Below are 14,249 nucleotides of genomic sequence, written 5' to 3' on the forward strand. Positions count from 1 at the left end.
GCAATTCTTAATGTTTTTAATTATTTTTAACGATTAATCTAAACAGCTATAAATCAATCAATATAAGAGATCTCTTTTATTCATCGGCTTAATATAAGCTTGTATAGTACAAAGAATTAATCATTTATAATGAACAACTCAGAATCTATGAAATGGAACTTTGCAGAAAAAACTGAACACCTCGACAGGTTTGGATTTAAAGACAATGATATTGAGAAATTGATGGGTATTTTTCTTAGAACTCCTTATCATGTCCAAATGCGAATGCGAAATCACCTTGATTTAGAAATCTAGTTGCTCGGATAAAATCTGTTGTGTATTAACCACCTCCTCAAATATTTCAATAAACTCCAACACAGCACTGAAGTGCTTGCGATCCAAATAAAACACCACATCATGCTGCTCATGAATGACAATCATTTCATCGTTTCCAAAGGCATTGGCATCTGCAATAAATTGGGGGTGAGGACCAAGTCCGAACTTTAAGTTTTTGAACAGCCATTCTTTCGGATCATCTTGTGAAGCTTTTAAGCGCTGATATTCTTTTATTTCTTCTTTGAAATAGGCCTCTCTTCTGGTGTATTCAGTAATTTCATTTAGAAAATGATAGAAGTCTAAAAATGCATGAAGATTTATGATGAGTGGGTAAAGCGGATGGGCTTCTAGGTCAGAATTAGGAGAATAACCTATATTGTTGTCTCTATAATAAGTTGTGATTTCAGAATGGAAATCGGCATATTTTAATAGCCACCATTCAATCTTGTCCAAGCTCATAAATGGCGTGTCAATAAGTGATTCGAAGTCGTTTAGGTATTTTCCAAGGTGGTCATTTCTCATGGTGGTGATTTTAGGTTTTAGTCTATTGTTTAAATGAAAATACAAAAAAAACATGAAATTCGCTATCTAATTCCCCGGAAATAATATCCATTTGAAAAGAGGGGGGACAATAAAACCGAAAAAACAATCGCTGGCCTAGAAGATTTTTGTTATACCCAAAACCTCCTCATTACTCCTTCCATAACTCACAATCCCAACCTCCAACGGCGTATTCTTAAAACGATTCAATGCAATTTTTAAGGCATCCAAAATCCATTTTGTGTCATTACCAAATGCGCCACCTCCTAGAAGTGTTAGAAATACTTTTTTAGACCCCGTGCGTTCGTAATTGATCAAAGCAGCGTGCAATGTAGCTTCGTAACTTGCTTCAAGAATCAAGCGGGCAAAACGCTCCCAGTACATAGGTTCAAGGCGTGAATAGGCAACGGGTAGGGCGGAGCAGTAGGCTTGAGAAACGATTTGCTTGTTTTTGCTCAAGGTAACTTCTGTATCCCATTGAATTCCGATTTTTAATTGTCCTTTTAAATGTTCTTTTTGTGGTGGAGTCAATTGGGATAACTGACCATTGATGTTTAAAAGCCCTTCTTCATTCGGCAAGGCATATCCATTGCTCATTTCCCAAAGGTCGTGCTGTGCATTGTTTAATTCTTTTCCAATAAGTTCAAGACAGTCAACCTGCTTGTTTTTGGTTTGACCTAACTGATCCTTTACAGGGACAAAATAATTTCTAAAGATTGTTCCTGCTCCACAAGCTATTGCACATGCAGGACCTTGTGTTCTATCGTGTTCATATATATCCACTCCTTGCTCAGGGCTTACGTGCGGACCAACCATTTCCAGTAAGTTGAATTGTGAAGCTGCCTGGAAAAATGCGTTTTTGTTTTTGGAGTCACAATGCATCTTTTGAACATCGCCGACTATTTCATGAACCATAATCTGATCACCTTTAAACTTCCCAATAGGTGAAGTTTTTCGGAGCGCTTCCAAAGTAGGGATCTCCAAAGTACCATATTGATAAGATTTACCATTTACTTTTGAAATCAATTGATTCCCGTCGATACGGATGTTTTTTTGTACATTTTTAGGTGATTCCTCTTCGAATCCAACAAGCTGTTTAAACCACATGATATTAAGTTGTTTTTGTAAACTTATACTTTTCTCTTTATTCTAGTATAATTTTGCAAATATTTTTCCAAAAGACGAACCGTCGGTAATTTCTAATTCATAATTATTATATTTACCAGCATGAATACTACTCTTATAATTTCAACCTTGATTGTCATCCTTTTGATTTTCATTTGGGTGATCTACAATCAACTCATTACTGCAAGAGAATCCATCAATGAAGCATTGGCAGGAATTGATGTGCAATTGAAGAAACGTTTCGAATTGATTCCGAGGTTGGTGGAAATTGTGAAAGGATACACCAACTACGAAGCGGAAACATTTGAAAAGGTGACAGCTTTGCGGTCGGAGGATGGAAAAGATATGGTGCAAAAAGAAAAAGAAGATGCTGGACTGAATTTGGTGAGTCAATCCATTAAAGTAACTGTCGAAGATTATCCCGAGTTGAAGTCCAACACCCATTTTCTGGAGTTGATGAAAGAACTTTCTATAGTTGAAGATGAGTTGGCCATGTCAAGACGATATTTAAATGGAACCATCCGAGATTATAATACCAAAATTGGTGTTTTTCCTAATTTGATCATTGCCGGACCTTTTGGTTTTAAAGAAAGACCGTTTTATGAAATAGAATCCTTTGAACGTGAACCTCATAAAATTTTTGAATAGAAATGAAACGACTATTACTACTATTTTTATTGCTTATTTCATATAATCTCTCGGCACAGACCGAAAAGATCCATGTTTTTGAAAGTGATATTAAAATTCAAGAGGATGGAAGTGTAATTGTGCATGAGAAAATCTCGGTAGAAGTTCATAATGCTAGGATAAAAAGTGGGATTTATAGAGCAATTCCCTTAGACTTCTATGTAAATGACGAGAGAAGAAGACAAAAATTGAAGGTTGTTGATGTTATGCGAAATGGGTATCCAGAGCCATATTTCATTGAGTCTTATGAGGGTGGACTTCGAATAATGGTTGGACAAAAAAATTTTATGATCGACCCTGGAAGGCATGTTTATGAAATTGTTTATGAATTAGATAGAAGTGTTGTTTGTGACGATAAAAACAGCAGCTGTGAATTAATGTGGAATGTCAATGGAAATGATTGGGATTTAAGAATAGATTCTTTAGTTGCTAAAGTTTATTTACCAAATAATTCCAAAATAGAGAACTTCAATGCATGGGTAGGTAAATACGGTTCTGAGGAGAGTGAAGATTTTGAGTCTTACGCTATAAATGAATCTGCACATACTTTTTATTGTACAAATTTAGGTCGCAATGAAAACCTAACGTTTTCAATTGATTTTGAAAGCAGCTTTATGACTCCTGCATCATTTAATCAAAGGGTAAATTACTTTTATAGAGATAAAGGACTTTTTTTAATTGGAGGTCTTGCTCTTGTTTTATCATTTCTGATTAACTTTTTATTGTGGTTAAAGTTCGGAAAAGATCCAAAAGAGGGAACTATTATTCCGCAATTTTACCCTCCAGAGAATATGAGTCCTGCTGAGCTATCATATTTAAAAAATAAGGCAAAACCAGATAAAAATATATTCGCAGCTCAGTTAATTCAATTGGCCGTTAAAGGGCATGTGAAAATCAATTCAAATGGTGACGAAGGGCGTGGTTGGTTTAAAAAAAAATCATTTACTGTAGAGCTTATAGAGGATAACAAAGATAAAAAAGAGTTGAACGAAATTGAAGAGAACTTCTTATCTAAATTGATGAAAGGAGCTAATTCAATAACAATAAGTGGTAAAACAGATAAACGAATTAGTCTTGCTTTTAAACAATTGATAAAGGACATAGAAAAAAAGCAAAAAGGAGTTTTTTATAAAAAGAATAGTGGACTCATTTTACCTCAAATAATCATCTTATTTAGCAGCTTTATTTTGATGTTATATACTTTTAATGTGTTTGGTGGGCCAGGGTGGACAATGCCTTTAGTGTTTGTTTCTTTGATCGTTATTATGATTGTTTTTATGAAGCTAATTTATCGCCCTACAGTTCGAGGTAGACAGGTGTTGGATCATATTTTGGGTTTTGAAAGGTTTATAAAGTATGCGGATGAATTAAGAATTAACGCTTTGAATCAACCTGATATGAACTTTACTTGTTATGAAGAAAACCTTCCTTATGCTATTGCATTTGGACAGTCTGAAAAGTGGAGCCAACACTTCCCGGCTGAGGTGCTGGATGATGGTTTTAAAACGAGTAGTCGTATAGGCCGATTTACTTCTTCTTCAGTTGCTTTAGGAGCTATCTCCTCAGTTTCTTCAGTTGCTGCATCATCTCAGAAAAGTTCAATTGCTTCGAGCAGATCCGGAGGTGGCTCTAGTGGTGGCTTCTCTGGTGGTGGCGCTGGAGGAGGTGGAGGAGGAGGTTGGTAGCTTCTACATTCTCAATCAATGTGTTGTGCTTGAGCAATAACCTTGATATTTTGTACCAGCTTCCTGCTTTTAATGATTAACTCCTGTTCCGTAATTCACATTGAGCAAAGTGTATTTACTCCTTGGTCTTTAAATACTGAGGATTGATATACAATTTTCCATCCTTTAACTTCTGCCAATACGCCTTCATATCTGCATTGATTTCTGGAGCCATAATGTAAAGTCCAATTATATTAGGAAAGGACATGGCTAAAATCATCATAAAAAGCGATAAAAGACTGTATTTTGTCATAAAAAGTTTGAAATTTCATTGTTTTTTGTCAAAAATTACAAAATAATGATATTGCTAAACCCACCCAAGGTGTCTCCATATTTTCTTGAGTTGGACCATATATAAATTGTTGATTTTAGAATTTAAAGCTGAGTATTGTTTCTGTGAATTTTTATCGTTAAATTATCCTAAGAGAATAGGAGGTGAGCTTGTTTTTCATTAGCTTGGTATTCGAAATCAAAAACTATAAAACATAAAATTATGAAGAAGATCATAAAATTTTTAGTGCCTGCATTGTTTATTTTAGCATTGACTTTTGCATGTAAGAAGGAAGAACAGGGTCAGCTTAAAGTCCTATTAACGGATGCACCAGCTGATTTCACAGAAGTGAATGTAAACATTACAGAAGTTTGGGCTCATTATTCAGGAGGCTGGGTCGAATTGAATGCCAATACAGGATTCTATGATTTGTTGCAATTGCAAAATGGTGTAACGGATGTCCTTGCAGATCCAACATCTTTGCCAACAGGGAAAATCAATCAGATGAGGCTTGTACTTGGAGGAAATAACTATGCTGTTGAGGTAATTGACTCGGTTAGCGTTCAACATCCTTTGTTGCTTTCAAGTCAAGACAAAACAGGATTGAAAATTAATTTGAACTCTGAAGTTCTGGCCAATCAAACGATGGTAGTGACTTTAGATTTTGACGCAGGAAGTTCAATTGTAGAAACTGGAAACGGTGAATACAAATTAAAACCAGTCATTAAAGTAGCTGATGTTACTTACGTACCTTAAAAAAAAACAAGCCAGAAAAAGATAAATACTGCTGTTATTACGGCAATTACCGCCAAAATGTATTTGTACAAGTTTGATTGCTCTTGAATATCATTAAGCAAAGTTCTTAGCCCCGCGATAGTTGCAGGACGATCTCCCCACGGGTACTTTTTCAATACCGCTTTGTGGGCTGAATAATCGACTTCAGAAAAGGTGTTTTCAGCATACTCATTGATTTTAGCAGTGATGTATGCTTTTAAGTTTTTTGTTTTCAGGGTCGTCAAGAAATTCAACAATTTGCTTAGAGAATTCTGGAATTCTAATTTTCATTGAGCCGAATATATCGAAAGCCGAAGCGTCAATGTTTTTTATTATACCTGAAAAACTATTCCTGTTTTTATCGTAGTAATCTTTTTCAAAATCATGAATAACATCGTGAAGGAAGTCTGCTATTTTCTTTTCTAATTTGACTTTGTCTTTTCCTTGAACTTCTAGTTCATCAATTTTTTTGGCAATTATCTCAGAAACAATATCGGGCCACTCATCCACATTAAATAAACCGTATTTTATGTCAGAAATTTCGATCAAATCTTCTTTAATCAGTCTTTTCTTATGGTTGGTTTGGTAAATCAATACAGCTAATGCACCCAAAGTTAGCAATAGTGAAATGATCAGTAGTAAACGTATATTTTTCAAAAGGTGTTGTGTTTGAAAGTCCGTGAACGATGACTTGTTTTCATAAAAAGAGTTCTAATTGAACACGATTTACATACGAACAAGTCTTGGTATCTAAAATTGTGTTGACAACAACGTACTATTGTCATTTAAAAGACGAATAAGTATATTATGACCAGAATATCAAAACGATGAATAAAATTAAGTTCTTATTATTGTTTATCTTTCTTTGGATGGTCAATGTCGCACATGCACAAATAAAGCACTATGATTTTAACATACTTGCTTATGGTAACATTGGTTTTGGAGTACTAGAAAATGACAAGGATGTAAATTACAATATGAACAGTAACAGTTCGGATCTTCAATTAAATTATAGAATAACACATCGCTTTGGATTGGCTACAGGAGTTGGAGTTAATCAACTTTCTGGAAATAGTTTTGATACCATTGGTTACTTCCATCACGAAAGAATACTGCTTAAAATCCCTTTACTTGCTGTTTTAGAGTATAATATTTCAGACAACTTCAGAGTAGCTCCAAGCTTTGGGTTTTATGCTCAAACTATTCTAAAAGACTAGTATGAGTATTTAAATAATTCGCAAAAAAACAACTATAATGGTTGGAATTATGGTGCCCAACTGGGATTTGGCCTAGCATATCGAGTTTCTAACCGTTTTAGTGTTGGTTTTAATTACGGACTTCAATTTGACCTAAGTAAATTCAAAATAAATCCTGACTTAGAAACTGATAACAAGCAAAAGCTAGGGAAGTTGAATGCTCTAGGAATAATTTTAATCATCGAATTATAGAGACATTAGTAGTTACTGCTTTTTCATACTCTCTCTTTTTAATATCTAGAATTTTACTTTTTAATCATAAAACTTGGATAACCATCTCTCCTCCTCGATTTAATTGGCTTTTTTAAATCTTTTTTTAAACTTACCACTTCTTTGTTAAAAAAATATTACTTTTGTTAAATATTTAATATATTATGAAGGTAATAAAGTTTGGTGGTACTTCTTTGGCGACTCCTGAAAGGATGAAACAAGTTGCTGAAATAGTAGCAAAAGAAAATGCAATCGTGGTTCTATCTGCAATAAGCGGTACAACAAATACATTAACTGAAATAGCACAACTGCTGTACAAGAAAGAACACACTGAAGCAAAAGTGATTATTCAGGATTTAAAAGTTCAATATTTAGCCTACATAAAAGGATTACTGGCTAATAAAGACCAATATTCAAAAGCTGAAGAGATAATCAAACATCATTTCAGCCATATCAATTCTTTTACTCAAGACTTATTTACGATTCATGAAGAAAAGACAATTTTAGCACAAGGTGAATTACTTTCAACAGCTTTATTTCAGCTTTATTTAGAAGAAGTTAGCATCCACTCTTGTTTACTTCCTGCTTTAGAATTCATGAGAATTGATAAAGATTTAGAGCCTGATACATACTATATTAAACACAATTTAGAACGAGAACTAAAGTTCTGTAAAGCAAGCCTCTACATTACACAAGGCTACATTTGTAGAAGTGTGTTTGGTGAAATAGACAACCTTAAACGAGGAGGTAGTGACTATACTGCTGCCTTAATAGGAGAAGCGATTCAAGCCAGTGAAATTGAAATTTGGACAGATATTGATGGTATGCACAACAATGATCCAAGAATTGTTGACAACACTTATTCTATAGAGCATCTTTCTTACAATGAAGCAGCAGAGTTAGCCTATTTTGGAGCAAAAATTTTACACCCTGCGAGTATTTATCCTGCTAAACTTAGTGGAATTCCAATCTTCCTTAAGAATACAATGCAACCTGAACAGAAAGGGACAAAAATTGAACAGACGGTAGGCGAAAGAGAATTCACAGCAGTCGCTGCTAAAGATGGGATAACAGCCATTAAAATCATTTCAGGCCGAATGCTATTAGCCTACGGATTTTTAAGGAAGATTTTTGATATTTTTGAACGTTATAAAACTCCAATCGATGTTATTACTACTTCTGAAGTAGCTGTATCTCTTACAATTGACGATAATTCAAACCTTGAAGCTATTTATGAGGAGTTAAAAAGCTTAGGTGAAGTCTCTATTCAAAAAGAACTTTCTATTGTTTGTGTAGTGGGTAACTTTTCTCATGAGTCCAAAGGTGCTGGCGGCAAAATATTTGACAGTTTAGAGCACATTCCTATCCGTATGGTTTCTTATGGTGGAAGTCAACACAATGTCTCTATAGTCATAGAAACTAAGTACAAAAAAGAGGCTTTAGTAGCATTGAATAACGGACTTTTTAATCAAAAATAACATGAAAGTAGAGGAACTTATTCTACACAAAACTCCTTTCTATTTATATGATTTGGAGTTCTTAGAAAACACTTTAGACACAGCCAAGTTAAATGCTGAAAAGCACAATTATCACATACATTATGCTCTAAAGGCAAATACCAACGATCGCATATTGAAATTAATTCAGGAAAAAGGACTTGGTGCTGATTGCGTGAGTGGAAATGAAGTATTAAAAGCACTTGAAATGGGTTTCTCTCCTACTCAAATTGCTTTTGCTGGCGTGGGAAAATCAGATGAAGAGATTTTAATCGGATTAGAACATGATATCTTTTCTTTTAACTGTGAATCCATACAAGAAATAGAAGTTATCAATGAAATAGCTGAGAAACAGAATAAAGTAGCCAAAATAGCTTTAAGACTCAATCCAAATGTTGATGCAAAAACGCATAAGCACATTACCACTGGCTTAGAAGAAAATAAGTTTGGAATTAACGGTTGGGAATTAGAAAGTTTGATAGAACAACTTCCTAACTTTAAAAACATTGAAGTTACGGGTCTTCACTTTCATATTGGTTCTCAAATTACCTCTATGACTCCTTTTAAAAACTTGTGTATTCGAGTAAATGAGTTTAATAATTGGTTTTTAGAGCGAAACATTCACATTCAACACCTTAATTTAGGTGGTGGATTAGGTATTGACTATCAAAATCCTGAAGAAAGTCCAATCCCCGATTTCGAGTTGTTCTTCGGGGTTTTCAATCAGTTTTTAGAGCCTCGACCACACCAAGAAATACACTTCGAGTTAGGTAGGTCTTTGGTTGGTAATTGTGGAAGCTTAATTTCAAAAGTTCTGTATGTAAAAAATGGAATTAAAACCAATTTTGTAATTCTTGACGCAGGAATGACAGAGCTAATACGTCCCGCTTTATACCAAGCTTATCATCACATTGAAAACTTAACTTCTTCTTCTAGTTCTCTAGAGTTTTATGATGTTGTTGGTCCAATTTGTGAATCCTCTGACTGTTTTGGGAAGAAAATCGAATTGCAAGAAACCAAACGTGGGGATTATATTAAAATTCACAGCACTGGTGCATACGGAGAGGTTATGGCTTCCAAATACAATCTTCGCGAACAGAATCCAGTGGTGTATTTATAGTCCTTAATATTCATCCCTATCCTTTCAAACTATTTACTTAGTTTTGTGTTTATTATCCAAAACACATTCATCCGAAAGTTTTTCAAATCTAGTCAATAAATCGCTATATCCCTTTGTTTTCAAAGGGTGCTTTTTAAAAGTCAAGAAATAAAGTCCTCTTTTTAAAATAGATTAAGTTGTGTGGATTTCCACAGATCAGGTTTAGGTGGAGGTTTTTCTGCTTTTTGAGCTATTGGTTTGATATTATTCATCACATAATCTAAAGACAAATAAAAGGGTAAACAAATTCTAATAGATATGTCCTCTAAAGTATGGCATTTATTCAGCTGTCCGAACAATAAAGAAACTAACTGGTCGTAAGTCCTGTATTTAGAATGACCTTTGTCGCTTTGGTATTGTTGTGATCTACAAAGATAAGGGACTATTTTACTTTAAAAACTTTCGGATAGTTGTGATGTTAAATATTGTTGGCACTGACAAGCAAGTTTCTAAGAAAATATTTAAAAAATAAAACTTTCGAATAGTTGAACTTTACCGGAAAATAAATTTTCACAACGCATCATTTAAAATTATACTGCTAAACTTCCTCTATTAAGGTTAAAATCATAAATTTGTTCACTGAATTAAATCTATGGCAGTACCAATAATTAAAACCGTGAAGTGAAGCAACTATTAACTATATACTTGTCTGTTTTCTCCTTTGCTATTTTTGGTCAGAAAGAATTGTTTTTTCAAACCATGGATTCACTTGAGATTGATTATCGTTCGGGTGGGAATACTTTAGATCAAATTGATGATTTTATAGGGAATTATAATTTAAGACCTGGTGGAGGCTTTGGAAATTTACATGAGTTTAATCTCGCTGATCATACATTTTTAAGTCCAGCAGGTTTTGCCTACCTCACTTCACCAATTAAAGTAAAACCCAAGTTTACAGGCTTGCCCTACCTAGGATTCAAATACGCTTTCGGCTCTTCGTTGACACAAGATTTGAATGTTGAGTATCAGCAATTCTTTAAAACCAATACACATTTACATTTTCAATATAGACGCAGAAGTAGTAATGGATTTCTACGAAGTGGAGATTACAAATTAAACGATGTTAGTTTGCAGTTTTTTCACCAAAAAAATCGATACTCGACTCATTTAGAAGCTTATTATGGTGCGCACGAGTTAGGTGAAAATGATGGATTAGCTTCTGATTCTTTATTGGACGTCTTTGAATTGAACCTCATTCCGGTTAAGCGTGAAAATGCGAAATCTAAAATACGAAAATTAGATATCAAATGGAACAACTATCTACGTCTAATCGGTGATTCCATTATAGGTTCAGGTTTAAAAACAAGACACCAATACAGTATTCGTGGACGTGAATTTTATGATCAAGCTGTAGATATGAATAGCGTTGATACATTTTTTATTGATACAACAGGAACCACCCGAGACCAATATCAAACAGCTAAGATCTCAAATGGTGCGGGAATTTATTTTAGTTCGCCAAACTTTTCTTTTGATGCAAGTTTAAATCATCGCTATTGGAGAAATCAAAACTTAGGAAACAATAGAGACACCAATGAAGTATTTTTGCATTCTCTTTTAAATGCAGGAATAGGGGAGCAACTGCGTTTACAAAATGAATTTTATTTTAATTTAATCGGTGCAACAGGTGAAATTAAAAATTATGCAACCCTCAATTATGAGGTGCTTTCCAATTTGAATGTAAATGGAAACCTCAATTTTGAAAATTTGTATCCTACGCCTTATCAGCGATTTCATCAAGCGAATTACTATCAATGGAATATTAGTAATCTCGAAATGCAACAAAAGCTTCAACTTTCGGGTAGTGTAAGATATGGAGATACAAATTACGTTGAAGCACGTGTTAATTGGACCAATATCAATAACGGTCGCTATTTTATAGATGGAACATGGCGTCAAGATACACTGGATTTTGTTTCGGTAGGGGCGTTTCATTTAAAAGGTCGTTTCAACTTAGGACAATGGTCTTTTTATCCGAAAGCGACTATTCGTTTTAATGCCAGTAACTTCAATTACCAACCTTTATTCTCTACTTTGAATAGAATTGCATTTACAACGAAATTGTTTAAAGCGCAAAAATTAGGCGTTTCCTTAGGTGTCGATTTAGGTTACCATACGGGATATCAATTTATGACTTACAATGGTGTTTTGGATCTCTATGAACCAACTTCAACGGGAATCAAAACCCCTGAATTATTTCAATTAAATGCTTTTATGGCTTTGTCTATTGATGAATTTAGGTTTTTTGTTAAAGGAGAAAATATTTCCTATCTGTTTCAAGAATCAACCCATAGAATTGATAGAGATTATCCAATAATGCCTATGCTAATTCGTTTGGGAATCACTTGGGATTTCTTTAATTAGTTGCTTTTTCTTTGGGCCAGGATAAAAGTATAAAAGTAGAAGAGGTAGAATAAATAAATCTGAAAGTACTGCAATTACTAAGGTTATACAAATCATTAATCCCATATAGAAGGTTCCCATAAAGCTTGACATTAATAGCATACTAAATCCACCAATAAGAATTACTGAAGTTAAAACAATGGCTTTACCTGTTCCTAAAAAAGTGCTTTTTAAAGCATATAGTTTAGACTTGCCGCGGCGTAATTCAAGTTTAAAATTACTTAGAAAATGAATTGTGTCATCAATTGCAATTCCAAATGAAATGGTAAAAACTATTGCTGTAGTTATTTTTAAATTGATATCAAAAAAGCCCATCACTCCAGCAATTACAATCAAAGGAATAATGTTGGGGATTATGGAAATAATTAACATTCTAAAAGACCTGTAAAGTAAAGCCATTAAAATAGAGACAACAATTATTGCAAAAGATAATCCTTCTACCAAACTCGAAGACATATAACTCATATTTCTGTCGAGGAGCTCTGCAGTTCCCGTTACGTGTACATTAAGGTGTTCATTTAATTTGTTTTGCTGGATAAAAGCGTTAAAAGCCTTATTTTTTTCTGTTGCTTTTATATTTCCCCAATCAGGAACACCGCCATTAATTCGAGTCGTATTTTCAGTAGAATCTAAGACAGAACGAATAAACTTTCCTTGATCAGCGATTTTAAGCATGCGTTTATACTTTCGTATGGTCGATTGTTTTTCGGGGACATAAAATTTTTCTGCATTTCCTGCATGTGAGGCACGATGTAAAACAGAAATGTACCGTGTTAATGAAGTATTTATACTCACTCCATATTCATTGATTAAATACTGTTCAATTTGCTCAATTTCATTTAATCGCTCTGCATTCCATATACTTTTCGAACTGTCTTTTAATACAATGGCCAACTCAAAAGGACGCACACCTCCAAATCGATCGTCAAAATAATCAAAATCTTGTTTGACCTTACTATCTTGACTAATGTCATCCATAATAAAATTATTCACTACAATTTTGGAAGCACCATACGCAAACAATAGAATAGCTAAAATGCTAATTATTGGAATGAGTTTTCTCTTTTTTAACGTAAACAAAAACACTTTCCGCATGATGGGTTTCCAAAAATTTCTATCTGTTCTTTTCCCAACTTCAGGGACTTTCGTAAGATAAAATAGAGCAGGGAGGGAGGCATAAGTCAAAACAAAAGCAAAGAGCACACCCATTCCTGTGTACAACCCGAAATCTTGAATGGGAATAACATTCACAAAAAGTAAAGAGAAGAAGCCTATGGAAGTCGTTAGAGAGGTAAGAAAAGTAGCCATACCAATTTCTTTAAATGCTATTTTTATGGCTGTAGTTTTTGGTTTTCCCGTTCTTAACAGTTCAAGATATTTCGAAATGAGATGAATGACATCAGACATTGCCACTACAAACATTATGGAAGGCAATACAATGAGTAGGATATTGATGGGTTTCTCAATTAACGCCATAAAACCAACAATCCATATCATGGAGCCAACGATTACAATCTGAGGAACCATTAATCCCCAAAGTGATTTAAAAGCGACAATAAGGAAAATAATCACCAAAACAATACTCATAGAGACGTAGGTTGTCATTTCTGTAATCATGGTATCGATATAAAATAATTGGCCAACAGTTCTTCCAGCCATGCGAACACTTTCAAAATCATAGGTTTTTGTAACTGCTTTGACATCTGCTACCAATTGTTCACTTTTTGCTTTGCTCAGGTAATCTTTATGTCTTAAAAATACGGTAAGTGCGGTTCCTTCGGCATTAACCATGGTGTTGATTAATTCCTTATTTTTAAAAATATGAATCGAGTCTTGGTGATAGTTGGAGGAGTCTAAATGAATGTACGGTCGTTCACCTCGTCTACCACCTGTATAAATAAAACTCTCTTTTTCATGGGTTATGTCTCTGGTAAAAAGAACATTGGGAAGTGTGTCTAGTGTTTTAGCGAATTGATTGACTTTATTTAAAAAAGCACGATTAAAAATCCCATCCTCTCTTTCTATTGCAATCAATAAAAAGTCATTATCAGATTCAAATAAAGCCCTATGTTCAAAGAAAAAGCTGGTTTCCTCATCTTCTGCAGGAAAGAATTCTTCAAAATTATAATTGAGTTGTGTATTCGGAAGTTGAAAAGCAAAAAATGCGGTTATCAGAAGAACAGAAGTGATAGCGGCATAAGCAATTCTTTTTAAATTTTTTTCCAACCCTAAATGCTTTTTGTACGTTATAGAATGCAAAGATAACGTTTAAAGGTTCCTTTTGTTTAT

Annotated in this window: 13 protein-coding genes and 1 pseudogene; 8 read left to right on the forward strand and 6 right to left on the reverse strand. The window is 34.1% G+C overall.

Going from position 1 to position 14,249, the window contains the following annotated elements; genetic code table 11:
• The first annotated feature begins 129 nt into the window (after nucleotides 1-129).
• Entirely contained in the window at nucleotides 130-294 is a 165-nt protein-coding gene (locus CW751_RS15395) for a hypothetical protein (RefSeq protein WP_165779259.1), read from the forward strand.
• Here the strand turns inward: CW751_RS15395 and CW751_RS08205 are convergent.
• Nucleotides 283-837 (reverse strand): hypothetical protein, encoded by a 555-nt coding sequence (locus CW751_RS08205; RefSeq protein WP_101334527.1) that lies wholly within the window; start codon nucleotides 835-837, stop codon nucleotides 283-285. The genes CW751_RS15395 and CW751_RS08205 overlap by 12 nt on opposite strands.
• Before the next feature lie 135 nt (nucleotides 838-972).
• Complete coding sequence (locus CW751_RS08210; protein ID WP_101334528.1) at nucleotides 973-1,962, reverse strand: hypothetical protein; 990 nt, start codon at nucleotides 1,960-1,962, stop codon at nucleotides 973-975.
• A 120-nt stretch (nucleotides 1,963-2,082) separates the two neighbouring features.
• On the opposite strand from CW751_RS08210, the gene CW751_RS08215 reads away from it, so the two are divergent.
• Entirely contained in the window at nucleotides 2,083-2,628 is a 546-nt protein-coding gene (locus tag CW751_RS08215; protein ID WP_101334529.1) for a LemA family protein, read from the forward strand.
• Nucleotides 2,629-2,630: 2 nt separating this feature from the next.
• Nucleotides 2,631-4,352 (forward strand): DUF2207 domain-containing protein, encoded by a 1,722-nt coding sequence (locus CW751_RS15400; protein ID WP_165779260.1) that lies wholly within the window; start codon nucleotides 2,631-2,633, stop codon nucleotides 4,350-4,352.
• 115 nt (nucleotides 4,353-4,467) lie between these two features.
• Here the strand turns inward: CW751_RS15400 and CW751_RS15405 are convergent, their stop codons facing one another.
• Nucleotides 4,468-4,644, reverse strand: coding sequence for an alanine:cation symporter family protein (locus CW751_RS15405; RefSeq protein WP_165779261.1), 177 nt, complete (start codon nucleotides 4,642-4,644; stop codon nucleotides 4,468-4,470).
• A gap of 240 nt (nucleotides 4,645-4,884) precedes the next feature.
• Here CW751_RS15405 and CW751_RS08225 point away from each other — a divergent pair, with 240 nt between their 5' ends.
• Nucleotides 4,885-5,418, forward strand: a complete 534-nt coding sequence (locus CW751_RS08225; protein WP_101334530.1) for a DUF4382 domain-containing protein — start codon at nucleotides 4,885-4,887, stop codon at nucleotides 5,416-5,418.
• A 216-nt stretch (nucleotides 5,419-5,634) separates the two neighbouring features.
• On the opposite strand, the gene CW751_RS08235 is transcribed toward CW751_RS08225, so the two are convergent.
• On the reverse strand, nucleotides 5,635-6,093 hold the full coding sequence (locus CW751_RS08235) for a hypothetical protein (protein ID WP_133122168.1): 459 nt from the start codon (nucleotides 6,091-6,093) through the stop codon (nucleotides 5,635-5,637).
• A 170-nt stretch (nucleotides 6,094-6,263) separates the two neighbouring features.
• Here CW751_RS08235 and CW751_RS08240 point away from each other — a divergent pair, with 170 nt between their 5' ends.
• The 3 genes from CW751_RS08240 to lysA all read left to right on the forward strand — a co-directional run bounded on the left by CW751_RS08240 (nucleotide 6,264) and on the right by lysA (nucleotide 9,518).
• Entirely contained in the window at nucleotides 6,264-6,653 is a 390-nt protein-coding gene (locus CW751_RS08240) for a hypothetical protein (RefSeq protein ID WP_133122169.1), read from the forward strand.
• 413 nt (nucleotides 6,654-7,066) lie between these two features.
• Entirely contained in the window at nucleotides 7,067-8,380 is a 1,314-nt protein-coding gene (locus CW751_RS08245) for an aspartate kinase (protein WP_101334534.1), read from the forward strand.
• Between the two features lies 1 nt (nucleotide 8,381).
• A complete protein-coding gene (gene lysA, locus CW751_RS08250; RefSeq protein WP_101334535.1) occupies nucleotides 8,382-9,518 on the forward strand; it encodes a diaminopimelate decarboxylase in 1,137 nt (378 codons plus the stop codon).
• Nucleotides 9,519-9,811: 293 nt separating this feature from the next.
• On the opposite strand, the pseudogene CW751_RS15660 reads toward lysA, so the two are convergent.
• A pseudogene (locus tag CW751_RS15660) lies at nucleotides 9,812-9,919 on the reverse strand (DUF4372 domain-containing protein); the annotation flags it as partial.
• Between the two features lie 259 nt (nucleotides 9,920-10,178).
• On the opposite strand from CW751_RS15660, the gene CW751_RS08260 reads away from it, so the two are divergent.
• Entirely contained in the window at nucleotides 10,179-11,921 is a 1,743-nt protein-coding gene (locus CW751_RS08260; RefSeq protein WP_133122170.1) for a putative porin, read from the forward strand.
• Here CW751_RS08260 and CW751_RS08265 read toward each other — a convergent pair.
• A complete protein-coding gene (locus CW751_RS08265; protein WP_101334538.1) occupies nucleotides 11,883-14,186 on the reverse strand; it encodes an efflux RND transporter permease subunit in 2,304 nt (767 codons plus the stop codon). The genes CW751_RS08260 and CW751_RS08265 overlap by 39 nt on opposite strands.
• Between the last annotated feature and the right edge of the window lie 63 nt (nucleotides 14,187-14,249).

Source organism: Brumimicrobium salinarum (assembly GCF_002844555.1).
Taxonomy (GTDB): Bacteria; Bacteroidota; Bacteroidia; order Flavobacteriales_D; family Crocinitomicaceae; genus Brumimicrobium; species Brumimicrobium salinarum.